Below are 21,967 nucleotides of genomic sequence, written 5' to 3'. Positions count from 1 at the left end.
CTGTCAGCGCAGCTCCTCCGCGAGCGCCGCGATGACCGGCCATCGGCGTGGTCGCCGGAAGCACCTTCGCTCCGAGACTGCACGTGGTGCGCGCGGTCTCGGAGCGAAGGCGCGGGATGCGCGCGATGACGCCGTCTCGGAGCGCCCTCTCCGCCCCCCTACAGCGCCGGCGTGCGAGGCGGCACGGTGCGGCGCGCGCCCGTCGCCTCGAACGCGGCACCCAGCGCGAGCAGGGCGGCATCGTCGTACGCGCGACCCGCGAACGTCAGCCCGACGGGCATGCCGATGTCGACCATGGTCCCCATCGGCACGGTCACGGTCGGCACGCCGAGGTGCCGGATCGCGAGGTTGCCGTTCGCGACCCAGACGCCGTTCCGCCAGCCGAGGTCGGCGGATTCGGGGTTCACGTCCATGTCGGCCGGTCCGACGTCCGCCATCGCCGGGAAGATCACGGCGTCGAGGCCGAGCTCGTCCATCCACTGCTCGAGATCGACGCGACGGGTCTCCTCCAGTCCGCGCACGCCATCTGCGAGCTCGGGGATCTCGGCGACGTCCGTCACCGGGTGCTCGCGCACCTGCGCGGGATACGCCGCGATGTCGTCGTCGAAGCCGGTGTAGCGGTCGGGAAGCGCGCCCTCGGGCTGCGGGAAGATCCGCGCGCCGTCGACCACCTCGAGCGAGGGGATGGCGGGGTCTCCGTTCGCGCGCAGGAAGTCGTCCCACGCCCACGCGGAGAGGTCCAGGATCTCACGGTGCAGGTACTCCGGGGTGACGAGCCCGCGCGTGAAGATCGTCGGCGTGCCTGGCCGGTCGCCCTCGTAGTTCGACACGAGCGGGAAGTCGACCTCGACCACGGTCGCACCCGCCGCCTCGAGATCCGCGCGAGCGGCCTCCCACAGGGCGATGACCGAGTCACGCGTCTCGACGCGCTGCCCGGTCGGCCCGCCGATGCCGGGGGCCTCGGCTGTGCCTGCCTCGGGATCCGCGTTGATGTACATCCGCGGCACGCCCAGGCGCTTGCCCTGCAGCGACGCGCTCTCCGCGAGCGCGGGGTACGAGGCGGGGCGGATGGCCGTGGCCGCGGGGATCTCGATCCACGGCTGCACGCGCCAGAAGTCCCCCCGCGGCTCGTCGTCGTCGGCGACGACGACGTCCAGCACGGCGAGGAGGTCGGCCATGGTGCGGGTGTGCGGGACGACGACGTCCATGGTGGGCACGAGCGGCCAGTTGCCGCGCACGGAGATCACGCCGCGCGACGGCGTGTACGCGCACAGCGCGTTGCACGAGGCCGGCGCGCGCCCGCTCGACCACGTCTCCTCCCCGAGGCCGAACGCGGCGAAGCTCGCCGCAGTGGCGGTGCCGGAGCCGTTCGAGGAACCGGACGCGAACGCCGACGTCAGATACTCTCCGTTGTAGGGGCTCTCAGCTCGCCCGTAGAGGCCGCGCTGCATGCCGCCGTTGGCCATCGGCGGCATGTTCGTGAGGCCGAGGCAGATCGCCCCGGCGCCGCGCAGCCGCTCGATGGTGAAGGCGTCGCGCTGGGCGACGAGGTCGGCGAACGCGGGGCTCCCGGATGCGGCCGTCAGGCCCCGCACCAGGTAGCTGTCCTTCGCGGTGTACGGGATGCCGTCGAGCGGCCCCAGGCCGCTGCCGGCCGCGCGACGGGCATCGGATGCCTCCGCCTCCGCGAGGGCGTCGGGGTTGCGCACGACGACCGCGTTGAGCGCGGTCGCCGTGCCGGGGTCGTCGTACGCCTCGATGCGGGCGAGGTACGACGTGACGAGCTCGACGGCCGTCGTGCGGCCATCCGCCAGCGCCTGCTGCAGGTCGGCGATCGACGCCTCGACCACGTCGAACATCAGCGCACCTCCGGCTGCTGCTGCGTGATGCAGTGGATGCCGCCGCCGCGCGCGAAGATCTCCCGTGCGTCGACCGTCTTCACGGTGCGACTCGGGTACACCTCGGCGAGGATGTCCCGCGCACGGCCATCCGCCTCAGGCTCGCCGAAGCCGCAGGCGATGACGCCGTCGTTCACGACGAGGTGATTGACGTAGCTCCAGTCGACGAAGCCCTCGTCGTCGCGCAGCGTGGCGGGGGCGGGCAGCTCGACGATCTCGAAGGGGCGGCCGGCGGCATCCGTCTCCTGAGCGAGGTGCGCGCGCAGCTCGCGAGTGACGGCATGGTCCGGATGGCCGGGGTCGCGCTGCTCGTGGAGGAGGAGGACCCCGGGGGAGGTGATCGTCGCGACGATGTCGACGTGCCCGTTCGTGCCGAACTCGTCGTAGTCGCGCGTGAGGCCGCGCGGCAGCCAGACCACGCGCGTGGCCCCGATCGTGCGGGCGAACTCGGCCTCGACCCGCTCCTTGTCGGCGTACGGGTTGCGGCGCGGGTCGAGCTGCACGGTCTCCGTGGCGAGCACGGTGCCCAGGCCGTCGACGTGGATGCCGCCGCCCTCGTTCACGAGCGCGGAGCTCACGATCTCGGCGCCGACCGAGCGGCCGACGATGCGCCCGAGCTCGGCGGAGAGCCGCCATTCCGCCCAGGCGGGTGCGCCCCAGCCGTTGAAGGTCCAGTCCACTGCGCCCAGCACGTCGGGGCGGTCGTCGTCGACGACGAAGGTCGGGCCGGCGTCGCGCATCCAGAACTCGTCGAGGGGCGCTTCGACGATATCGATGTGCGAGCCGAGCATGCGGCGCGCGCGATCGGTCTCACTGGGATCGACGACCATCGTGACGGGCTCGAACTCCGCTACCGCGTGCGCGACCTCGGTCCACGCCGCGTAGCCGGCCGCCCGCTCGGCGTCAGTGTCTCCGAGGGTGAAGCCCTCGCGCGGGAACGCCATCCAGGTGCGCTCGTGCCGGTCGGTCTCCGCGGGCATCCGCCAGGTCATCGTCGATCCTCACTCCTATTGACCACTTGATCAATAAAACGATTCTCGGGCTAGGGTGAGGACATGTCAAGCGAAGCCGCTGTCCCGCGCCGCCGGGCGGCGCGGCTCGCGCCCGCCGAGCGCCGCGCGGCCATCCGGCGCGCCGCCCGAGCCACCGCGCTCGCCGACGGGCTGGGCGCCGTGACGCTGCGTGCGGTGGCCGCGAAGGCGGGGGTCGCGCCCGCGCTGGTCGCGCACTACGCGCCGTCGATGGAGGAGCTCGTCGCCGAGACGTTCGCCGCCATCGTGCGGGAGGAGCTCGACGAGATGGCCGCGCTCGTCGACGATCGCGAGCCGCGCGCGGCGCTGGTCGAGCTCATCCAGACCCTCCTCGCGGGGACGCGCGACGACGTGACCGCGGTATGGGTCGAGGCGTGGGCGCTCGGGCGCCGGAGCGAGCCGCTCGCGGCCGCCGTGCGTGACGAGATGGACGCCTGGGCGAGGCTCCTCGCGGGCATCGTCGAGGCCGGCGTGCGCGCCGGGGTCTTCCGCGTCGACGATCCGGCGGCCGCCGCGTGGCAGCTGCTGGGGATGATCGACGGTCTCAACGCGCAGGCCCTCGTCCGCTGGGGCGAGGCGTCGGAGCGCTCGGCGCTCATGCTGCGCGCCGCCGAGGGGATGCTCGGCGGCGCGCGCTGAGGCTCAGCCCTCGTACTGGGTGCGTCCCGCTACGACCGTGCGCACCACGCGCGCGGCGAGGAGCGCGTCGGCGCCGCTCTCGAACGGGTCGACGTCGACGACCGCGAAGTCGGCCGCGCATCCCTGCGCGAGTCGCCCGCGCCATCCGCCGTCGCCCACCGACGCCGCGGCGTCCCGCGTGGCGTGCGCGATCGCGCGCTCGAGTGGCACGGCGTGCTGCGGGTGCACGGCAGCCTGCGCGGGGTCGAGCGCCGAGGCCCGCGTCGTCGCGACGTACATGTTGGCGAGCGCGGGGTACGGGGCGGTGGGCGCGTCGGTCGAGAAGGCGAGCAGTGCGCCGGCCTTCTCGTACTCCGGCCACGGGAACGCACGGTCCACGCGCTCGTCGTCCAGCTGGGCCGCCCAGTTCGCGAAGATCGCCGGGTCGCTGTGGACGGGCTGCATCGACGCCGTCACGCCCAGCCGGGCCATCCGCTCGGGGGTGCCCGGCGCGGCGTACTCGAGGTGCTCGATGCGGTGGCGCCGGTCGCGCTCGCCGTTGACGGAGATGGCGTGCTCGATCGCGTCGAGCGCCATCGTGCTCGCGCGGTCGCCGATCGCGTGCATGGCGATCTGCAGGCCCGACGCGTCCGCCGCCGCGACCACGGTCGCGAGGCGATCGGCGGGCCAGATCGGCTCGGCGTTCGAGCCGTCGGCGTACGGATGGCCCATCGCCGCCGTGCAGGCGTCGATCGTCCCGTCGAGGACGAGCTTGATCCCGATCACCCGGAGCCAGGGCGAGGCGACCTCCGCTGCGAGATCGGCCGCCCGCGCGACCCGGGCGAGGTTCTCCTCGTCGTCCCCGGTGTTGGGCACGAACCAGTGCACGGCGACGCGGAGGGGCAGCGCGCCTCCGCGTCGCTCGGCCGCACGCCGGAACGCGGCGAGGCCGAAGTCGTCGAAGGCCATGTCGACGACGGCGGTGACGCCGGCGGCGAGGTACGCCTCGATGACCCGCTCGACCGCGGCATCGCGCTGCGCGTCGGTGGTCGTGGCGTCGCGGTGCGCCCAGGCGTACTGCTGCGCCGCGGTCTCGTAGAGGATGCCGACGGCCTCTCCGTCGGCGTCGCGCTCGATGCGCCCGCCGTGGGGGTCCGGGGTGTCACGGGTGATCCCCAGCTCGGCCAGCGCCGCGCTGTTCACCCAGCACGAGTGGTAGTCGTTCGCGTCGAGGTACACCGGAACGTCGGCGACGACCTCGTCGATCATGGCCGCGGTCGGCGCGCCATCCGGGATCGCGTCGAACAGCCATCCGCGCCCGCGCAGCACGGGAGCGTCGGGATCCGCCGCACGTGCCTCGGCGAGCAGCCGCTGGATGTCGGCGAGGGTGCGCGCGTCGGTGAGGCCGACCTGCCCGAGGGCGTCGCCCATCATGAGCAGGTGCGTGTGCGCGTCGACGAAACCCGGCAGCACGAGGCGTCCGTCGAGATCCACCTCCTCGTCGGCCGTCGGCGCCGTGGCCGTATCGCCGACGTAGGCGATCGAGTCGCCGTCGACGACGAGGGCCTCGGCCCAGGCGGGGTCGTCCGCGGTGAAGAGGCGGGCGTTGCGGTACAGCGTGCGGGTCATCGTGCGAGCTCCGAGATGGCGGCGACGGCGCGTTCGCGCCGAGAGGAGAGCAGGGCGATGGCGCCCGCGGGGATCGCGAGGACGAAGCTCGCGACGCCGAGCGTGATCGCGAAGCCCTGGTAGCCGAGGGCGGACACCAGGCCGGCGCCGATCACGGGCGTGAGGGCCGATCCCACGAGGTAGACCGCGAGCAGCGGACCGGACCAACGGCCATCCGCATCGAGGGCGGCCGACGTCGAGACGAAGTACATGAAGCCGACCGCGTAGACGGTGTTCCAGGCGACGAAGACGATGATGAAGATCGTCGAGTCCGTGACGAAGCCCTCCGCGAGCTTCAGGACGCCGCCCGCCACGAGCAGGACGACGAGCGGCACGGCTCGGCCGAGTCGGTTGCCGACGATCATGAGCCCGAGCGAGCCGAGGAGGCCACCCGCGGTGGCGGCGCTGAGTGCGACACCGAGGCCTTCGGCCGTGAGGCCGGTCCGGTCGGCGCCCATCACGCCGGCCATGGCCCAGAGCGAGTCCTCGCTCGCGGCCCAGAGCGCGAACGTGACGAGGAGCCCGAGCCCGGCGGTGGTGACGCTGCGCGTCCCGGGGGCGGCGGTGCGGACGGTGCCCGTCGGGGGGATCTCGATGGGCATCGCCTCGCCCACGGCGGCGCCCGCCTGCGGGTCGACCACCGGCGCGCCGGGCAGCCACATCGACACCGCGAGCCCGATGAGAGCGAACAGTGCCAGCGCGCCGAAGACGTCGATGGGGGCGAGGCCGATGAGGGGCACGGCCGCGAGGACCACGGTGATGACGCCGCGGTTGGCCAGACCGTTGAAGCCCGCGACCCGGTCGGGGTTGCGGAAGGCCGCGAGCGCAGCTCCGGAGGCGGCCACCGCTCCGCCAGCGCCGATGCCGCCTGCCAGCAGGCCGACAACGAGCAGCGCGGGCACGAGACCTGCGGTGGTGAAGCCGAGGAATGCGAGCACGAGCCCCGCGCGGGCGACCGTGCGTCGGTGGGCGCCCGCGCACAGCGGCGCGATCGCGAGCCCGGTGACGGCCGTGAGCAGAAGCGTCGCGGTGACGAGCCAGCTCGCCGCGAGCACGTCGAGCCCGAGACCGATCTGGGCGGCGGTGATCATGTAGGGCGACAGGTTCACACCGAGATAGCCGGCGATGCCGATGGCGAAGGTCGCCGTGGCGGAGGGCAGTCGGAGCGGTACGCGGCTGCTGAGGTCGAGCGATGTCATGAGGTCTCCAGGTCGGGCACGACGGCGTGCGCAGACGATCATCGGAGCGGGTCGGGTAGCCCGCGACCATCAAACGAATGGTGTTCGTAAACGAATGGTGCTCGTTATTATGCACGGGAGGGGCGACGTGCGGAAGACTTCGCGTGACGGCTCTGTTTCGATCAGCTGAGAATCGGGAGAACTCCATGGCCAGACCGTCGGCCCCGCTGCTGTCTCCGGAGATCATCGGCGACGCCGGCCTCGCCCTCGCGCGGGCGGGGAAGCCGTTCGGCGTCAACGCCATCGCGCGGCACCTCGGCGTGCGCCCGTCGTCGCTGTACAACCACGTCGACGGCATGGACGAGATCGTCGAGCTCATGCGAGGTCGCCTGGTCCAGTCGTACCGCGTGCATCCGGGGGGCGGGTCGTGGGACGAGGTGGTGCTCGCGGTCCTGCGCAGCCACCGGCGCATGTATGCGGACCATCCGCTCCTCGTGCCGCTCCTCGTCGGGAAGACGATCACCCATCCGGGTGTGATCGCGGCGTACGACGACCTCGCCACGGTGCTCGTCGACGCGGGCTTCCCCGAGTCGGAGATCCTCACGGTCATCGCGGTGATCGACGCCTTCGCCATCGGCTTCGGACTCGACCTGGCGTCTCCCGACGACGTGTGGCAGCCATCCGAGGAGACGCGCACGCTCGGACGGGTGCTGCACGGCGCCGCCGGAGGTGCCGAGCGTGCCGACCGCACCTTCGAACTCGGGTCGGCCATCCTGCTCGACTCGCTGCGCGCGCGCCTCGCGGCCGGCGCCTGAGCCTCGCGTGCGTCGGGCCCCGCGCGGCCCCGGCCGACCGGCGAAGTGCGCGACGCGCCCGGTCACGACCGTCCGCCGCGATACCGTGAAGGGATGACCTGCTGCACCACCTGCTCCGCCCCGGGATCTCGGTCGTGACGGGGGAGCGCCCGGCGGGTTACCGCGCGATCGGGTCGTTCATCCTCATCGGGGCACTGTCGGGATTCCTGTCCGGCCTCTTCGGCGTCGGCGGCGGCACCGTCATCGTGCCGCTCCTCATCCTCCTGGTGTCGTTCTCGCAGCGGCTGAGCGCAGGAACCTCCGCGGCGTCGATCATGCCCACCGCCGCGGTCGGGGTGATCGCCTACGCCCTGCACGGCGATGTCGACTGGGTCGCGGCGCTACTCATCGCGGCGGGCGCGGTCGTCGGGGCGCAGATCGGCGTGCGGCTGCTGCACGTGCTGTCGGAGTCGGTGCTCCGCTGGATCTTCGTGGGCTTCCTCGTCGTGGTGATGATCAGCCTCTTCCTCATCGTCCCCTCGCGGGACGCCGAGCTGCAGCTGCACCTCGTCAGCGGCATCGGGCTCGTGGCCCTCGGGCTCATCACGGGCATCGCGTCGGGCCTCATCGGCGTGGGCGGCGGCATCATCGTCGTTCCGGTGCTCATGCTGCTGTTCGGCATGAGCGACCTCGTCGCCAAGGGCACCTCGCTGCTCATGATGATTCCGACGGCGCTGTCGGGCACGGTGGCGAACATCCGAAAGCGCAACGTCGACGTTCCCGCCGCGCTCGGCGTCGGCCTCACAGCCTGCGCCACGGCGCCGCTCGGCACATGGGTCGCGAACCTCGTCGACCCGCGGCTGGGGAACATCCTCTTCGCCGTGTTCCTCGTCGTGATCATCGCGCAGATGACGCAGCGCGCCATCCGCGCGTCGCGCCGCACCAGCTGAGGGCAGGCGCGGCGGGGCGTCGGGGCGCCCCGCCGCGTCAGCTCACGCGCCCAGCTCGCGGACGAACGCGCGCACGTGCTCGCCGAGCCGGCGGATGCGCTCGTCGCGCGCGGCTTCGCGGTCGAAGCCCTCGTAGGCGAGCGGCGGGAGCTTCCGCACGGCCGCCGAGCAGGCGAAATTAGCGCACACGAGGGTGCCGATGGTGTCGCCCTTGCGGCCGGCCGGCCCGGCCTTGCGCGCGGAGAAGAACTGCACGTCGTTGGCGAGCGTCACGTCGTCGCACCACGAGCACATGGCTCGAGCACCGACGCGCGGCTCGGCCTGGCGCAGGAGGACCGCCACCGGCGAGTCGGCGAGCTCGACCACGACGTACGCGCGGCGCGGCAGCTTGGGGTCGGCCCAGCCGAGGTAGTCGAGGCGGTCGAAGTCGCGCTCGGCGAAGTCGACGGGCAGGGTGAGGTCGGCGACCTCCTTGCGGGAGGCGTTGACGAAGGCGGCGCGGATGTCGCGCTCGGTGATCGGGGTCATGATGTCCGTTCGGATGGCCGGGGCTGCGCCGGCAGGCGGAAGCGGCCGCGAGGGCGGTCGCGGAGGAGGCGTCGGAGACGCAGGAGAAGAGGGCGCGCCGGGCGCCGGACAGGGTGCTCGCGAGGGGCGAGCGCGCTCAGCCTCTGCCGCCGACGCGGGTGGCGTCGGCGACCTCCTCACGCCCGCGACGCGGGCTCGCCGGAAGGGACATGCGCGCCAGTCTAACTTCGCGCCGACGGCGTCCAGGCCGCCGTCGTTAGGATGGCCCGGTGCCTGTGAACCCCGAATTGGTCGGCCGCGAGTTCCCGCCGACACCCCCGTACCTGGTGGGTCGCGAGAAGGTGCGCGAGTTCGCGCGCGCCGTCTTCGCCGACGCGCCGCAGCACACCGACCCCGAGGCCGCGCGCGCCCTCGGCTACGCCGACGTGGTGGCGCCGCCGACCTTCGCGATGGTCGTCCAGGATCACACCCTGCAGCAGCTGCTCGGCGAGCCCGACAGCGGCATCGCGCTCGAGCGCACCATCCACGCCGAGCAGCGGTTCCGCTACACCCGCCCGATCGTCGCGGGCGACGAGCTCACCGCCCGCCTCACCGTCACGGGCATCCGCTCGGTCGGCGCGAACGCCATGATCACGAGCGACGCCGAGATCATCGACAGCACCGGAGCCCACGTCGTGACCGCCACATCCGTGCTGCTCGTCGGGGGAGAGGACACCGCGAATGTCTGACCTGACCGTGGGCGACGTCGTCGCCGAGCGCAGCGTGCACCTCACGCGCGAGTCCCTCGTGCGGTACGCCGGGGCATCCGGCGACTTCAACCCCATCCACTACCGCGACGATGTGGCGGTCTCGGTCGGGCTCCCCGGCGTCCTCGCGCACGGGATGCTCACCATGGGGCTCGCCGTCGGCACGATCGCCGAGTGGCTCGGCGACTCGGGCCGCATCCTCGAGTACGGCGTCCGCTTCACGCGCCCCGTGGTCGTCGATGCCGAGACGGGCGCCGACGTCTCCGTGGTCGCCAAGGTCGGCCAGCTGACCGACGACGTCGCCCGCATCGACCTCACCGTCACGCATGCCGACACCACGGTGCTCGGCAAGGCGCAGGTGCGCGTGCGGGTCGCATGAGCGAGGTCTCTCCGATCCCGTTCTCGCAGCTCACGACGCTGCGGGTCGGCGCCGCACCCGAGCGGATGGTGGAGGCCCGCACCCGAGAGGAGCTCGTCTCCGCGCTTCGGGACGTCTGGAGCGACGACGACGAGTGGATGGTGCTGGGCGGCGGATCCAATCTGCTCGTCGGTGACGAGCCGTTCCCCGGCACCGTGATCCGCATCCTGACCAGCGGTTTCCAGGTCGTCGACGGGGCTCGCGATGGCTTCGTGCGGCTGCGCGTCGAGGCGGGGCAGAACTGGGACGAGCTCGTCGCGTACGCCGTCGCCCACGGGCTCGCCGGCATCGAGGCGATGTCGGGGATCCCCGGCACGACCGGCGCCGCGCCCATTCAGAACGTCGGCGCGTACGGCCAGGAGATCGTGCAGACGCTCGTCGAGGTCGAACTCATCGACGAGGCGACCGGCGAGGTCTCGACCGTCCCCGCCGCGGACCTCGGACTCGGCCCGCGGACATCCGTGCTGAAGCGCCACTACGACTCGGCGCCCGAGCGCGAGGCGGTCATCCTCTCGCTGACCCTCGAGCTCGAGAGCGTCGGCACCGGTCCGCGGCCGCTTCACGACGCGCGGCTGCGCGGCGCCCTCGGCGTCGCGGACGGCGCCGAGGTGTCGCTCTCGTGGATCCGCGAGCACGTGCTGGCCATCCGCGCTGCCAAGGGCATGGTGCTCGAGGGTCCCGACCCCGACACGCACAGCGCGGGGTCGTTCTTCCAGAACCCGATCCTCCCGGAGGCCGTCGCCCGCACGCTGCCGCCCGAGTGCCCGCGGTGGCCGGTCGAGCCCGACCTCGACCCGGTCGTCGTCATCCCGCTCGCCGCCTACGATGGCGCGCTGCCGCCCATCGAGTCGTCACGTGCCGACGTGAAGGTGCCGGCCGCGTGGCTCATCGAGCACGCCGGCATCGAGAAGGGCTTCCGCCTGCCGCGCTCGCGCGCCGGCGTCTCCACCAAGCACGCGCTCGCCCTGACCAACCGCGGCGGAGCCACGGGCGGCGAGGTGGGGGAGCTCGCGCGCTTCATCCAGAGCCGCGTCGCGGCGGAGTTCGGCATCGTGCTGCAGCCGGAGCCCGTGCTCGTCGGCGTCGAGCTCTAGCGAAGACGCGACAGGGGCCGCGGTCCTCGGACGGCGGCCCCTGTCGCGCATCCGGACTCAGGCGAAGAGCTCCTGCATGCGCTGGATGCCCTCGAGCAGCTGGTCGTCGCCGAGCGCGTACGAGAGCCGCAGGTAGCCGCTCGGGCCGAAGGCCTCGCCCGGGACGACGGCGACCTCGACCTCGTCGAGGATGAGGTCGGCGAGCTCGAGCGACGTCTCGACGCGGCGACCGCGCCATTCCCGGCCGAGGAGACCCCGGACATCCGGGTAGGCGTAGAACGCGCCGAGCGGGTTCGGCACCGTCACCCCCTCGATCTTCGACAGCTCCGAGACGATGAGGCGGCGACGACGGTCGAACGCGGTGCGGAACTCCTCCACCTCGGTCTGCGGGCCGCTGAGCGCCGCGATCGCCGCGCGCTGCGCGATGTTGTTGACATTGCTCGTCAGGTGCGACTGCAGGTTCGCGGCGAGCTTGATCGCGTCGGCGGGCCCGACCATCCAGCCCACGCGCCAGCCGGTCATGGCGTACGTCTTGGCGACGCCGTTGAGGAGGAGCGTCTGGTTCGCGAGCTCCGGGACGGCCTCGACGATCGAGACCGCGCGGGCGCCCTCGTAGACGAGGTTCTGGTAGATCTCGTCGGTGATCACCCAGATGCCGTGCTCGAGCGCCCACTGGCCGATGGCCTCGGTCTCCTCGAGCGTGTAGACCGCGCCGGTCGGGTTCGACGGCGACACGAAGACGAGCACGGTGGTGCGCTCGGTACGGGCGGCCTCGAGCTGCTCGACGGTGACCTTGTACTCCTGATCGGCGCCGGCGAAGACCTCCACCGGCACGCCGTCGGCCAGGCGGATGGCCTCGGGGTACGTCGTCCAGTACGGAGCGGGCAGGAGCACCTCGTCGCCGGGGTTCACCACCGCCTGGAACGCCTGGTAGACGGCCTGCTTGCCGCCGTTGGTGACGACGATCTGAGCGGGGGACGCCTCGAGGCCGGAATCGCGCAGCGTCTTCGCGGCGATCGCCTCGCGCAACGGGAGGAGACCCGCTGCCGGGGTGTAGCGGAAGTTCGCCGGGTCGGTCAGCGCGGCTGCGGCCGCGTCGACGACGAACTGCGGGGTCGAGAAGTCCGGCTCGCCGGCGGCGTAGGAGATGACGGGCTTCCCCTCCGCCTTGAGGGACTTCGCCTTGGCGTCGACCTTGAGGGTCGCGGATTCGGCGATGGCGGAGAGCTTGCGAGAGAGCGGGGCGCGGTCGGTCACGCTCTCAGCGTAGTGGGAGCGCCACGGCGCGACCACGGCGACGTCACCGACCGTGATTCTGCGAGCGGCCGCGGTCAGCCGTGCACGTGAGCGGGCGACTCGCCGCCTTCCGTGAAGCTCGGGCGGCGCCCCATGATCCGGCCGATGAGGAGGACCACGCCGACGATCACGAGCCCGACCGCGAGCCCGGCGATCGCCGATGCGAGCGTGTCGCCGAACCAGACGACGACCGTGCCGAGGGGCTCCAGGACGTGCTCGATCCCGTGCAGCACGTCCAGGGGGGCGTGCAGGCCGACCTCGGCGAGGTTCGCCAGCACGAGGTGCCCGCCGACCCAGAGCATCGCGACGGTGCCGATGACGCTGATCACGCGGAAGACGGCGGGCATGGCGCGGACGATGCCGGAGCCGGTGCCGCGCACGCGCGCGTTGCCGCTCGTGGCCATCCGCAGGCCGACATCGTCGATCTTCACGAGGAGAGCGACCACCCCGTAGACGACGCCGGTCATGATGAGCGCGATCACCGCGAGCGTCCCCAGCGTCAGCCAGATGCCCATGTCGGGGTCGAGGTTCGACAGCGAGATGAGCATGATCTCCGCCGACAGGATGAGATCGGTGCGGATGGCCCCGAGCACCAGGCGCTTCTCGTCGCGAGCGTCCTCGTCAGCGTGGCCGTGTTCGATGCCGAACCACTCCAGCACCTTCTCCGCACCCTCGAAGCAGAGGAAGGCCCCGCCTGCGATGAGGAGGTACGGCAGCGCCCACGGCGCGAAAGCCGTCAGCAGCAGCGCGACCGGGATGATCACGATGAACTTGTTCGCGATCGACCCGAGCGCGATCTTCGCGACGACCGGCAGCTCGCGCGCGGGCGTGATGCCCTGCACGTACTGCGGGGTCACGGCGGCGTCGTCGATGACGACGCCGGCCGCCTTCGAGGAGGCCTTCAGGGCCGCGCTGAGGATGTCGTCGACGACGGCGAGCAGACCGACGGACATGAGGTGCCTCCTGGAGGGTGTGGGGTGGCAACACTACCGGGCCGATGCGGCCATCCGCCGTCGCCGTCGACACGCCTCGGTTCGCGGTGCCGAGCGGCATGCCCTATGCTGGAGAGCGCAGTGCTCGTCTGCATTTTTCCGCTGTGCCTCGTGCAGGGCGGATGGTCGGAGGGGTGTTGCCGAGGTCGGGAGACCTCTAGGGCGGTAGCTCAATTGGCAGAGCAGCGGTCTCCAAAACCGCAGGTTGCAGGTTCGATTCCTGTCCGCCCTGCGCGTCAGCGACAGCTGGCTCACGAAAGGTAACCCATGGCCCACGACGCTTCCGGCGGCGAGATCGTCGCGGCGAATGGCGCGGCTGACGGCAAGAAGGCGGGGTTCTTCGCCCGGATCGCCCTCTTCGTCCGCCAGGTGATCGCCGAGCTCCGCAAGGTCGTCACGCCCACGCGCAAGGAGCTGCTGAAGTTCACCTCCGTGGTCCTGGGGTTCGTGGTGGTCATGATGGCCCTGGTCTACGGGCTGGACTACCTGTTCTCGTGGGTCACGACGGTGGTGTTCGGCGTTCCGAGCTGATCCAGCCGGTCGGATGACGGCCGCGCCCTCTCCGCGTCACAATGGGGAGAGCAAGTCTGCGCGACGCCTCCCGGCGTCCGGAACGGAAGAGAAACCACGTGTCTGAGAAGTACGCCGACGACGTCGACCTCGCGACGGCTGCTGAGCAGTCGAGCGAAGAGGACGAGGCCCAGGAGGGCAGCGTCCTCACCGCCGAGGAGCGCGCGAGCGCTTCCGCCGAGCACGCCGCCATGCACATCGATGGCGAGGACGAGGGCTCGAACGAGGACATCGCCCCCGACATCGACGACCCGGAGGCCGACGCTGTCGTCAACGACGCCCTGAACCTCGACGAGACCGCCGAGGTCGAGGCCGCGGCAGAGGTCCTCACGGACGCCGCCGAGGAGGAGGCCGACGAGGCCGAGGCTGCGGCCGCCGACGAGGTCGCTCCCTACGACGGCCCGGAGCTCGGCGACGGCACCGAGGGCGAGGGCGACGACGAAGAGGGCGACGACGACGACCCGTACGAGGCGTTCCGTCGCGAGCTCCGCTCGCTCGAGGGCAAGTGGTACGTCATCCACTCCTACGCCGGGTTCGAGCGCAAGGTGAAGGCCAACATCGAGCAGCGCAAGTCGACGCTCGAGGTCGAGGACGACATCTACCAGGTCGAGGTCCCCATGGAGGACGTCGTCGAGATCAAGAACGGCCAGCGCAAGATGGTCACTCGTGTGCGCATCCCGGGCTACGTGCTCGTGCGCATGGAGCTGAACGAGGACACCTGGTCGGTCGTGCGCCACACCCCGGGCGTCACCGGCTTCGTGGGCAACGCCCACAACCCGACGCCGCTGCGCTTCGAAGAGGCCTTCAACATGCTGAAGCCCCTCGCGGAGCTCAAGGAGGCGCAGGCGCAGGCGTCCGGCAAGGGCGCCGCGAAGAAGGGCCAGCAGGCCCCCGCGCGCGTCATCGCGGCGGAGGTCGACTTCGAGATCGGCGAGACGATCACCATCAAGGAGGGCTCGTTCGCCGGCCTCCCCGGATCGATCAGCGAGATCAAGCCGGAGAGCGGCAAGCTCACCGTGCTCGTGTCGCTCTTCGAGCGGGAGACGCCCGTCGAGCTCTCGTTCGACCAGGTCACGAAGCTCTGACGCGACGCGAGTCGAAACCCATACGCGACGCGACTCGATGCAGCGCTTCTGAACGACGAGCGGCCGTCCCATCGGGGCGGCCGCTTCGTCGTGCCCGCACGGGGGAGATGCGGTAGACTCGTGTGGTTTGCGTCTTGCGACGTGGATCCCACCGCACCCGGGCCATCCGAGGTGCGGGAGAGCGGATGCAACCGGCATCCGTTCGATGAAAGGAAGAGGAAATGGCACCGAAGAAGAAGGTGACCGGCCTGATCAAGCTTCAGATCAACGCCGGTGCAGCCAACCCGGCGCCGCCGATCGGACCCGCTCTGGGTCAGCACGGCGTCAACATCATGGAGTTCTGCAAGGCGTACAACGCCGCGACCGAGTCGCAGCGCGGCAACGTCATCCCCGTGGAGATCACCGTCTACGAGGACCGCAGCTTCACGTTCATCCTGAAGACCCCGCCGGCCGCTGAGCTGATCAAGAAGGCAGCTGGCGTCGCGAAGGGCTCGTCCACGCCGCACACGGTCAAGGTCGCGAAGCTCACCAAGGACCAGGTCGTCGAGATCGCCAAGACGAAGCAGCCCGACCTGAACGCGAACGACCTCGAGGCCGCCTCGAAGATCATCGCCGGCACCGCCCGCTCCATGGGCATCACGGTCGAGGACTGAGGGGGATAACGGATATGACTACCAAGTCCAAGGCATACGCCGCCGCGGTCGAGAAGATCGAGGCCGGCAAGTTCTACACTCCTGCTGAGGCCGTGGCCCTCGCCAAGGAGACCGGTTCGAAGAAGTTCGACTCGACCGTCGAGGTCGCGCTGAAGCTCTCGGTCGACCCCCGCAAGGCGGACCAGATGGTGCGCGGCACCGTCATCCTGCCCCACGGCACCGGCAAGACCGCCCGGGTCATCGTGTTCGCCAACGGCGCTGCGGCTGAGGCCGCCATCGCCGCGGGCGCCGACGAGGTCGGTGGCGCCGAGCTCATCGAGAAGGTCGCGGCCGGCTGGACCGACTTCGACGCGGCCGTGGCCGTGCCGGAGCTCATGGGCCAGGTCGGTCGTCTGGGCAAGGTCCTCGGCCCCCGCGGTCTGATGCCGAACCCCAAGACGGGCACCGTCACCCCCAACACGGCGAAGGCCGTCGAGGAGATCAAGGGCGGCAAGATCGAGTTCCGCGTCGACAAGCACGCCAACGTGCACTTCGTCGTCGGCAAGGCCTCGTTCTCGACCGAGCAGCTCAACGAGAACATCGACGCCGCGCTCGAGGAGATCGTGCGCCTCAAGCCGTCGAGCTCGAAGGGTCGCTACATCCAGAAGGGCGCCGTCTCGACCACCTTCGGTCCCGGCATCCCGCTGGACGTCAACGCGATCGTCTGACACGCGCTGCACCAGGAAGGCCCCGTCCATCGGACGGGGCCTTCCTGGTATCCGGGGGATGGCGTGGGTGCGGGGAAGCGGCGCCCGCGCGCGTCAGCGCGGGTCGGGTGCGGTGCCATCCGTGAGCGCGCGCAGCAGCGTGGCGAGATCACGGACGCGGTCGACGTCCCACGCGAGGAGGCTGTTGTGAAGCAGCGTCTGGGTGCCCGAGCGCGCAGCCGTCAGGCGCTCGACGCCGAAGGGCGTCGCCTCGAGCAGGCTCGCGCGCCGGTCGCCCGGGTCGGGCGTGCGGGCGATGAGCCCCAGATCCTGCAGCTCTCGCAGGGTGCGGCTCAGCTGCCCCTTGTCCAGAGCCATCCGCTCGGTCATGTCCGACGCCTTGATCGGACCATCGCGGACGATGGTGGTGAACACCTTGTAGGCGCCGGGGTTGAGCCCGGGGGAGACGCGCTCGGCCATCTCGTTGGTGATGCGGCGCACCTTCGTCATCAGCTCGCCGAACTCGGCTTCGACGGCCAGAATGGCCTCGGCCTGCTCGGAGGAGGCGGCGCGCGCCTCCCCGGAGGTCGCCTGCCCGGAGTGCTCGAAGGCGCTCGGCGCGAGATCCGCAGTCATGAGCCCATTCTCGCGGATCGGGCTCAGCACTTGCCGGAAGGCGGTTCGATCCGGCGCGGTGTCGAAGCGGCCGTGTCTCAGTTGGTGTGGGTTCGACCGGCGGATGGCCGCCCGGAGTGAGACACGGGGGTCGGGTTCGGCGGGGCGTGTCTCAGTTGGTGTGGGTTTGGTCGGCGGATGGCCGCGTGGAGTGAGACACGGGGGTCGGGTTCGGCGGGGCGTGTCTCCGTTGGTGTGGGTTTGGTCGGCGGATGGCCGCGTGGAGTGAGACACGGGGGTCGGGTTCGGCGGGGCGTGTCTCCGTTGGTGCGGGTTTGACCGGCGGATGGCCGCGTGGAGTGAGACACGGGGGTCGGGTTCGGCGGGGCGTGTCTCAGTTGGTGCGGGTTTGGTCGGCGGATGGCCGCGTGGAGTGAGACACGGGAGCGGGAGGGGCGGCCGGCGGCGCCGCGGGCGCTCCGTGGCCGTTTTCAGGCGCGCAGCTCAGTCGGAGAGGGCGAGCGCGCGATACGCGGAGCGCTGGAGGGCCCGCTCGCGCGGAGTGAGAGCCGGCGCGGTCTCCGCGATCGGACGCTGCGGTAGCTCCTTGCCGGTGGTGCGGCGGTAGAGCTCGTCGATGAGCGCCGTCGCGAGCTTCACGAGCTTGCCGATCTCGACGTCGTCGCGATCGATCCACACCGACTTCGGCTCGTCGTGCAGGGGCTGGAAGTCGCGGTGCTCCTCCCACGCGAACAGCGTGCGCTCGGCGCCGAGCACGTGCTGCTGCCACCACACCTGACGGAGGTAGGTGCGGGGGATCGACCGCCAGGTCTTGTTCGTGGTCTTGATCTCTGCGAGGAGGACGCGGCCGCTGGTGTCGACGGTGATGCCGTCCGGTGTGGCGAGGTGCCGGCGCTCGACGGTCGCGTGGAAGAGGGCGCTCGAGGGCTGGATGCCGTGTGTCGCCGCGACCCAGGCCGCGATCTCGGGCTCCCGGCGCCGACCGTGGTCGGTGTAGGCGTTGCCGCCGAAGGACGACCCGCGCAGCTTCTGCTCCGCCGCACGCGGGATGACGCGCTCGCTGGTGATCGTCGCGATGTCGGTGGCGGTGATCCCCTGCGACCGCGCTCGCAGCCATGCGACCCGGTCGCGGGAGTCCGCGACGATCCGGGCGGCGATTTCGGGGGTCACGAATAGACCCTAACGCCGACCCCTGACGGCATCCCTGACACCGCCCGCGCGTCGGCTTCTGCGCAGCAACCGTCACGCGGCGCGTCGTCGGTCAAGGTATCCCCCGTGCCGCATCGGTCATCGGGTCGGCGCGAGCATCGGGGGATGGCCGACCTGCGCGTGAACGAGGTGCTCCGACATCTGTGGTCGCGGGAGCGGCTGCGAATCGAAGGCTGGCGCCCGTCGCGCATCCAGCAGGCGGTGCGCCGGGGTGATCTGAGGCGCGTCCGCCAGGGCTGGTACGTGGTCGCGGACTTCTGGAACGGCCTCCACCCGGGCGAGCAGCACCTCGTCGACGTCGTCGCGGCCACGTGCGAGATGCGCGACGGCGGCGTCGTGGTCTCGCACGTCTCGGCGGCGGTCCTGCACGGGTTCCCCCTCGTCGGCGCCCGACCGGAGCGCGTGCACGTCACGCTTCCCGGCGAGGCCGGCGCATCCGGCACGGGTGACGTCGCCCGACACCGGTTGGCCCTCGACGAGCAGGACATCACCGAGGTGGACGGAATCCGCTGCACGGGAGTGGATCGCACGCTCTTCGACGTGGCCCGCAGCGAGCCCGCGGAGCGGGCCATCGCCATCCTCGACGCCGGACTCGCTGCCGCGGCCCTGGACCATCGCGCGATGGACGAGGAGAAGGAAGCCGCCTGGCGCTCGGTGCTCCATCGCCGGATCGCGGACGCCCGAGGTGCGCGCGGGCTGCGCCAGGCCGAGTGGCTCATCGGATTCGCGGATGGCCGGGCGCAGCTTCCCGGGGAGTCGCTGAGTCGGCTGCAGCTCCACCGCCTGGGCTTCACGCCGCGTTTGCAGGTTCCGGTGGCGAACCCCGCTGGCGGATGGTGGTGGATGGACTTCGCGCTCGACGAGGCGAAGGTCTTCGGCGAGTTCGACGGACGGGGGAAGTACCTCGACGCGGGGATGCGAGGAGGTCGCACGGTCGAGGAGGTCGTGCTCGATGAGAAGAGGCGGGAGGACGGCGTGCGCGGCGTCACCGGCTGGCGCACCATCCGGTGGGGGATGGCCGAGGCACGCGACCCGGCGGCCTTCGCGAAGCACCTCGCCGCGTTCCACGTGCCCCTCCCGGCGTCAAACGATGTCGTCTCGTCGAGCGGACACGGTATTCGGCGCAAACCCGTGTCCTTTCGGTGAGACGACATCGTCTGGCGCGCGGCCCTGCCCGGATTTGGCCCGCGCCGGTCGCGTGAGGTACGCTGTATCAAGCCGAAGACCGCCGGTCATCGTCGTGTGCGCAAGTGCACGATGATCGAAGCTCTGCGAAGCAGGGGCCCGCGCAGGTGTCACGAACGTATCCCGTGAGAACGGGAATCGAGCTCCGTGCGCTTGCGCCGGAGCTTTTTTCTTTGTCGGGGCGGGCGGTGCGGCCGGTGCCCCACCTCCGTGGAGCACCTCAGGACAATCAAGGAGTGGCCATGGCGCAGAAGGAAGCATCGGTCGCCGAGCTCACGAAGCAGTTCGAGAGCTCGACCGCCGTTCTGCTCACCGAGTACCGCGGTCTGACGGTTGCCGAGCTCAAGGAGCTCCGCAGCGCGATCCGTCAGGACGCGGAGTACGCCGTGGTGAAGAACACGCTGACCAAGATCGCCGCGAACAACGCGGGGATCACGGCGCTGGACGACGACCTCAAGGGTCCGTCGGCCGTCGCCTTCGTGCACGGCGACCCCGTCGCCGTCGCCAAGGGTCTGCGCGCCTTCGCCAAGGCACACCCTCTTCTCGTGGTGAAGGGCGGCTACTTCGATGGCGCCGCTCTCAGCCCTGAGGAGGTCAGCAAGCTCGCTGACCTCGAGAGCCGTGAAGTCCTGCTCGCCAAGGTCGCGGGCATGATGAAGGCATCGATGTCGAAGGCTGCCGCCCTCTTCCAGGCGCCGCTGTCGAAGACCGTTCGCACGGTCGAGGCGCTGCGCGAGAAGCAGGAGAACGCGGCCTGATCAGGCTGCGTATCAGCAACCCCACAAACCCCGAACAGTAGGAGATACATCATGGCGAAGCTCAGCACCGAAGAGCTGCTCGACCAGTTCAAGGAGCTCACGCTCATCGAGCTCAGCGAGTTCGTGAAGGCGTTCGAGGAGACCTTCGACGTCACCGCTGCTGCCCCGGTCGCCGTCGCGGCTGCTGGTGGCCCCGCCGCCCCGGCCGAAGAGGCCGAGGAGAAGGACTCGTTCGACGTGGTCCTCGAGGCCGCTGGCGACAAGAAGATCCAGGTCATCAAGGTCGTCCGCGAGCTCACCTCGCTCGGCCTCGGCGAGGCCAAGGCTGTCGTCGACGGCGCTCCCAAGGCCGTCCTCGAGGGCGCCAACAAGGAGACGGCCGAGAAGGCCAAGGAGGCCCTCGAGGGCGCCGGCGCCACCGTCACCCTCAAGTAAGTCTCTTCCCCGCGAAGAACTCGCTTCTCGAAGGCCCCGGGCTTGTGCCCGGGGCCTTCGTGCGTCCGCCGTGGGGCGGGAGGAAGCGGAAGTTACCCGTCCGTGACTGTTGAGACGTTGTGGAAGCGCTCCTATCGCTCATAGCTTGGGATGCACAGCACTGTTACCCGAGTGCTCGAGATAGGAGCAGACGATGATGACTGCAGGACGCAAGCGCATCCTCCTCGCCGCGAGCGGGTTGGGGATCGCCAGCCTCGCTCTGGCGGGATGTACCAGCGGACCGGGCGCCTCCTCGGGTGGCGGCGGCGGAGAGGAAGGCGGGGACGGCGGCTCCGCGCAGGTGACCGTCTACGGCACGATCGTCGACGCCGAGGCGGAACTCCTCGAGGAGTCCTGGGCGGACTGGGAGGAGGAGAACGGCATCGACATCGTGTACGAGGGCTCGCAGGAGTTCGAGGCGCAGATCGCCGTTCGCGCGCAGGGCGGCAACCCGCCGGACCTCGCGATCTTCCCGCAGCCCGGCCTCCTCGCCGACATGGCGAGCCGCGGCTACATCATGGAGGCACCCGAGGGCGTCGTCTCGAACCTCCGCGAGTACTGGGCCGAGGACTGGGAGACGTACGCGTCGCAGGACGGCACCGTCTACGGCGCGCCCCTCATGGCGAGCGCGAAGGGGTGGATCTGGTACCCGCCCCAGACCTTCGAGGAGAACGGCTGGGAGATCCCGACCGACTGGCAAGGCGTTCTCGATCTCACGCAGCAGATCCGCGACGAGACGGGCCAAGCGCCCTGGTGCGCTGGCTTCGGCTCCGACGCGGCGACCGGATGGCCGGGGACCGACTGGGTCGAGGACCTCGTCCTCCGTCAGTCCGGTCCCGACGTGTACGACCAGTGGGTCGCCAATGAGGTCCCCTTCACCGACCCGCAGATCAAGTCGGCCTTCGACGCGACGGGCGAGATCCTGCTGAACCCCGACTACGTCAACGCGGGCTTCGGCGATGTCGCCTCGATCGGATCGACGCCCTTCGGCGACGTGGCGAACGCACTCGTCTCCGGAGACTGCCTCCTGACGCACCAGGCGTCGTTCCTCGACGGGTTCATCGCCGAGGCCGGCGGCGAGGTGGGCGAGGACGGCGATGTCTGGGCCTTCATGCTGCCTCCCGTCGAAGCCGGGTCGGGTCAGGTCATCACCGGCGGTGGCGAGATCGTCGGCGCGTTCAGCGACGACGAGAACGTCGTGAAGGTGCAGGAGTACCTCTCCAGCCCGGAGTGGGCGAACTCCCGCGTCTCGCTCGGCGGTGTGATCAGCGCGAACAACGGGCTCGACCCCGAGAACGCGCAGAGCCCCATCCTGAAGGCGGCCATCGAGATCCTGCAGGACGAGGACACGACGTTCCGCTTCGACGGCTCCGACCTGATGCCCTCCGCCGTCGGCGCCGGCACGTTCTGGACGGGCATGCGCGACTGGGTGAACGGCGCCTCGACCGACGACGTGCTGGAGCAGATCGAATCGGGCTGGCCGGAAGAGTAACGACCGGC

Annotated in this window: 23 protein-coding genes and 1 tRNA gene; 15 read left to right on the top strand and 9 right to left on the bottom strand. The window is 70.9% G+C overall.

The window, feature by feature from the left end; genetic code table 11:
• Positions 1-158 precede the first annotated feature (158 nt).
• Together QWJ90_RS09310 and QWJ90_RS09305 are read right to left on the bottom strand one after the other, a co-directional pair.
• Positions 159-1,859, bottom strand: coding sequence for an amidase (locus QWJ90_RS09310; protein ID WP_290107479.1), 1,701 nt, complete (start codon positions 1,857-1,859; stop codon positions 159-161).
• Complete coding sequence (locus QWJ90_RS09305) at positions 1,859-2,890, bottom strand: agmatine deiminase family protein (RefSeq protein ID WP_290107476.1); 1,032 nt, start codon at positions 2,888-2,890, stop codon at positions 1,859-1,861. Before QWJ90_RS09305 ends, QWJ90_RS09310 begins: the two co-directional genes overlap by 1 nt.
• Positions 2,891-2,953: 63 nt before the next feature.
• Here QWJ90_RS09305 and QWJ90_RS09300 point away from each other — a divergent pair, with 63 nt between their 5' ends.
• A complete protein-coding gene (locus QWJ90_RS09300; RefSeq protein ID WP_290107474.1) occupies positions 2,954-3,568 on the top strand; it encodes a TetR/AcrR family transcriptional regulator in 615 nt (204 codons plus the stop codon).
• 3 nt (positions 3,569-3,571) lie between these two features.
• Here QWJ90_RS09300 and QWJ90_RS09295 read toward each other — a convergent pair whose 3' ends face one another.
• Together QWJ90_RS09295 and QWJ90_RS09290 are read right to left on the bottom strand one after the other, a co-directional pair.
• The gene (locus QWJ90_RS09295; protein ID WP_290107472.1) at positions 3,572-5,176 is read right to left on the bottom strand and encodes an amidohydrolase; all 1,605 of its coding nucleotides are present in this window, start codon (positions 5,174-5,176) and stop codon (positions 3,572-3,574) included.
• The gene (locus tag QWJ90_RS09290; RefSeq protein ID WP_290107470.1) at positions 5,173-6,414 is read right to left on the bottom strand and encodes an MFS transporter; all 1,242 of its coding nucleotides are present in this window, start codon (positions 6,412-6,414) and stop codon (positions 5,173-5,175) included. The genes QWJ90_RS09295 and QWJ90_RS09290 overlap by 4 nt, the downstream gene beginning before the upstream one ends.
• A 185-nt stretch (positions 6,415-6,599) precedes the next feature.
• Between QWJ90_RS09290 and QWJ90_RS09285 the strand changes: the two genes are divergently transcribed.
• Entirely contained in the window at positions 6,600-7,208 is a 609-nt protein-coding gene (locus tag QWJ90_RS09285; protein ID WP_290107467.1) for a TetR/AcrR family transcriptional regulator C-terminal domain-containing protein, read from the top strand.
• Between the two features lie 134 nt (positions 7,209-7,342).
• A complete protein-coding gene (locus QWJ90_RS09280; protein ID WP_290107465.1) occupies positions 7,343-8,137 on the top strand; it encodes a sulfite exporter TauE/SafE family protein in 795 nt (264 codons plus the stop codon).
• Between the two features lie 42 nt (positions 8,138-8,179).
• On the opposite strand, the gene QWJ90_RS09275 is transcribed toward QWJ90_RS09280, so the two are convergent.
• Complete coding sequence (locus QWJ90_RS09275; protein ID WP_290107463.1) at positions 8,180-8,665, bottom strand: FBP domain-containing protein; 486 nt, start codon at positions 8,663-8,665, stop codon at positions 8,180-8,182.
• 269 nt (positions 8,666-8,934) lie between these two features.
• On the opposite strand from QWJ90_RS09275, the gene QWJ90_RS09270 reads away from it, so the two are divergent.
• Genes QWJ90_RS09270 through QWJ90_RS09260 form a run of 3 tightly spaced genes read left to right on the top strand, consistent with a single transcriptional unit; the run spans position 8,935 to position 10,923 of the window.
• Positions 8,935-9,393 carry an FAS1-like dehydratase domain-containing protein gene (locus QWJ90_RS09270; RefSeq protein ID WP_290107461.1) on the top strand — a complete coding sequence of 153 codons (459 nt, stop codon included), beginning with the start codon at positions 8,935-8,937 and terminating at the stop codon, positions 9,391-9,393.
• Complete coding sequence (locus tag QWJ90_RS09265) at positions 9,386-9,790, top strand: MaoC/PaaZ C-terminal domain-containing protein (RefSeq protein WP_290107458.1); 405 nt, start codon at positions 9,386-9,388, stop codon at positions 9,788-9,790. The genes QWJ90_RS09270 and QWJ90_RS09265 overlap by 8 nt, the downstream gene beginning before the upstream one ends.
• On the top strand, positions 9,787-10,923 hold the full coding sequence (locus tag QWJ90_RS09260; protein ID WP_290107456.1) for a UDP-N-acetylmuramate dehydrogenase: 1,137 nt from the start codon (positions 9,787-9,789) through the stop codon (positions 10,921-10,923). Before QWJ90_RS09265 ends, QWJ90_RS09260 begins: the two co-directional genes overlap by 4 nt.
• 57 nt (positions 10,924-10,980) lie before the next feature.
• On the opposite strand, the gene QWJ90_RS09255 is transcribed toward QWJ90_RS09260, so the two are convergent.
• The gene (locus QWJ90_RS09255; RefSeq protein WP_290107454.1) at positions 10,981-12,180 is read right to left on the bottom strand and encodes a pyridoxal phosphate-dependent aminotransferase; all 1,200 of its coding nucleotides are present in this window, start codon (positions 12,178-12,180) and stop codon (positions 10,981-10,983) included.
• 74 nt (positions 12,181-12,254) lie between these two features.
• The gene (locus QWJ90_RS09250) at positions 12,255-13,172 is read right to left on the bottom strand and encodes a DUF808 domain-containing protein (protein ID WP_290107453.1); all 918 of its coding nucleotides are present in this window, start codon (positions 13,170-13,172) and stop codon (positions 12,255-12,257) included.
• 198 nt (positions 13,173-13,370) lie between these two features.
• On the opposite strand from QWJ90_RS09250, the gene QWJ90_RS09245 reads away from it, so the two are divergent.
• The 5 genes from QWJ90_RS09245 (at position 13,371) to rplA (ending at position 16,226) form a co-directional block, all read left to right on the top strand.
• Positions 13,371-13,443, top strand: a tRNA-Trp gene (locus tag QWJ90_RS09245).
• A gap of 35 nt (positions 13,444-13,478) precedes the next feature.
• A complete protein-coding gene (gene secE, locus QWJ90_RS09240; RefSeq protein WP_156243059.1) occupies positions 13,479-13,742 on the top strand; it encodes a preprotein translocase subunit SecE in 264 nt (87 codons plus the stop codon).
• Between the two features lie 98 nt (positions 13,743-13,840).
• Positions 13,841-14,866: a transcription termination/antitermination protein NusG gene (gene nusG / locus QWJ90_RS09235; protein ID WP_290107452.1), complete on the top strand. Its 1,026-nt coding sequence runs from the start codon at positions 13,841-13,843 to the stop codon at positions 14,864-14,866.
• Between the two features lie 221 nt (positions 14,867-15,087).
• Positions 15,088-15,519, top strand: coding sequence for a 50S ribosomal protein L11 (gene rplK / locus QWJ90_RS09230; RefSeq protein WP_156243061.1), 432 nt, complete (start codon positions 15,088-15,090; stop codon positions 15,517-15,519).
• 14 nt (positions 15,520-15,533) lie between these two features.
• Positions 15,534-16,226 (top strand): 50S ribosomal protein L1, encoded by a 693-nt coding sequence (rplA, locus tag QWJ90_RS09225; protein ID WP_156243062.1) that lies wholly within the window; start codon positions 15,534-15,536, stop codon positions 16,224-16,226.
• Positions 16,227-16,319: 93 nt separating this feature from the next.
• On the opposite strand, the gene QWJ90_RS09220 is transcribed toward rplA, so the two are convergent.
• On the bottom strand, positions 16,320-16,841 hold the full coding sequence (locus tag QWJ90_RS09220; RefSeq protein ID WP_290107450.1) for a MarR family winged helix-turn-helix transcriptional regulator: 522 nt from the start codon (positions 16,839-16,841) through the stop codon (positions 16,320-16,322).
• Between the two features lie 483 nt (positions 16,842-17,324).
• The gene (locus QWJ90_RS09215; RefSeq protein WP_290107449.1) at positions 17,325-18,011 is read right to left on the bottom strand and encodes a YqaJ viral recombinase family protein; all 687 of its coding nucleotides are present in this window, start codon (positions 18,009-18,011) and stop codon (positions 17,325-17,327) included.
• 144 nt (positions 18,012-18,155) lie between these two features.
• On the opposite strand from QWJ90_RS09215, the gene QWJ90_RS09210 reads away from it, so the two are divergent.
• The 4 genes from QWJ90_RS09210 to QWJ90_RS09195 all read left to right on the top strand — a co-directional run bounded on the left by QWJ90_RS09210 (position 18,156) and on the right by QWJ90_RS09195 (position 21,959).
• On the top strand, positions 18,156-19,196 hold the full coding sequence (locus QWJ90_RS09210) for a hypothetical protein (protein WP_290107447.1): 1,041 nt from the start codon (positions 18,156-18,158) through the stop codon (positions 19,194-19,196).
• A 281-nt stretch (positions 19,197-19,477) separates the two neighbouring features.
• Entirely contained in the window at positions 19,478-19,993 is a 516-nt protein-coding gene (gene rplJ / locus QWJ90_RS09205; RefSeq protein WP_156243066.1) for a 50S ribosomal protein L10, read from the top strand.
• Positions 19,994-20,044: 51 nt separating this feature from the next.
• Positions 20,045-20,428 carry a 50S ribosomal protein L7/L12 gene (gene rplL / locus QWJ90_RS09200; protein ID WP_156243067.1) on the top strand — a complete coding sequence of 128 codons (384 nt, stop codon included), beginning with the start codon at positions 20,045-20,047 and terminating at the stop codon, positions 20,426-20,428.
• Positions 20,429-20,621: 193 nt separating this feature from the next.
• Positions 20,622-21,959 carry an ABC transporter substrate-binding protein gene (locus QWJ90_RS09195; RefSeq protein WP_290107445.1) on the top strand — a complete coding sequence of 446 codons (1,338 nt, stop codon included), beginning with the start codon at positions 20,622-20,624 and terminating at the stop codon, positions 21,957-21,959.
• Positions 21,960-21,967 lie beyond the last annotated feature (8 nt).

This window comes from Microbacterium oryzae, assembly GCF_030406385.1.
GTDB lineage: Bacteria > Actinomycetota > Actinomycetes > Actinomycetales > Microbacteriaceae > Microbacterium > Microbacterium oryzae_A.
The sequence above is the reverse complement of the archived record's forward strand: the minus strand, read 5'-3'. Positions and strand labels throughout refer to the sequence as shown.

Bases quoted from the DNA above. Each gene is read 5' to 3' on its own strand.
- QWJ90_RS09310 (WP_290107479.1), bottom strand. From the start codon at position 1,859: ATGTTCGACGTGGTCGAGGCGTCGATCGCCGACCTGCAGCAGGCGCTG.
- QWJ90_RS09305 (WP_290107476.1), bottom strand. From the start codon at position 2,890: ATGACCTGGCGGATGCCCGCGGAGACCGACCGGCACGAGCGCACCTGG.
- QWJ90_RS09300 (WP_290107474.1), top strand. From the start codon at position 2,954: ATGTCAAGCGAAGCCGCTGTCCCGCGCCGCCGGGCGGCGCGGCTCGCG.
- QWJ90_RS09295 (WP_290107472.1), bottom strand. From the start codon at position 5,176: ATGACCCGCACGCTGTACCGCAACGCCCGCCTCTTCACCGCGGACGAC.
- QWJ90_RS09290 (WP_290107470.1), bottom strand. From the start codon at position 6,414: ATGACATCGCTCGACCTCAGCAGCCGCGTACCGCTCCGACTGCCCTCC.
- QWJ90_RS09285 (WP_290107467.1), top strand. From the start codon at position 6,600: ATGGCCAGACCGTCGGCCCCGCTGCTGTCTCCGGAGATCATCGGCGAC.
- QWJ90_RS09275 (WP_290107463.1), bottom strand. From the start codon at position 8,665: ATGACCCCGATCACCGAGCGCGACATCCGCGCCGCCTTCGTCAACGCC.
- QWJ90_RS09265 (WP_290107458.1), top strand. From the start codon at position 9,386: ATGTCTGACCTGACCGTGGGCGACGTCGTCGCCGAGCGCAGCGTGCAC.
- QWJ90_RS09260 (WP_290107456.1), top strand. From the start codon at position 9,787: ATGAGCGAGGTCTCTCCGATCCCGTTCTCGCAGCTCACGACGCTGCGG.
- QWJ90_RS09250 (WP_290107453.1), bottom strand. From the start codon at position 13,172: ATGTCCGTCGGTCTGCTCGCCGTCGTCGACGACATCCTCAGCGCGGCC.
- secE (WP_156243059.1), top strand. From the start codon at position 13,479: ATGGCCCACGACGCTTCCGGCGGCGAGATCGTCGCGGCGAATGGCGCG.
- rplK (WP_156243061.1), top strand. From the start codon at position 15,088: ATGGCACCGAAGAAGAAGGTGACCGGCCTGATCAAGCTTCAGATCAAC.
- rplA (WP_156243062.1), top strand. From the start codon at position 15,534: ATGACTACCAAGTCCAAGGCATACGCCGCCGCGGTCGAGAAGATCGAG.
- QWJ90_RS09220 (WP_290107450.1), bottom strand. From the start codon at position 16,841: ATGACTGCGGATCTCGCGCCGAGCGCCTTCGAGCACTCCGGGCAGGCG.
- QWJ90_RS09210 (WP_290107447.1), top strand. From the start codon at position 18,156: ATGGCCGACCTGCGCGTGAACGAGGTGCTCCGACATCTGTGGTCGCGG.
- rplJ (WP_156243066.1), top strand. From the start codon at position 19,478: ATGGCGCAGAAGGAAGCATCGGTCGCCGAGCTCACGAAGCAGTTCGAG.
- rplL (WP_156243067.1), top strand. From the start codon at position 20,045: ATGGCGAAGCTCAGCACCGAAGAGCTGCTCGACCAGTTCAAGGAGCTC.
- QWJ90_RS09195 (WP_290107445.1), top strand. From the start codon at position 20,622: ATGATGACTGCAGGACGCAAGCGCATCCTCCTCGCCGCGAGCGGGTTG.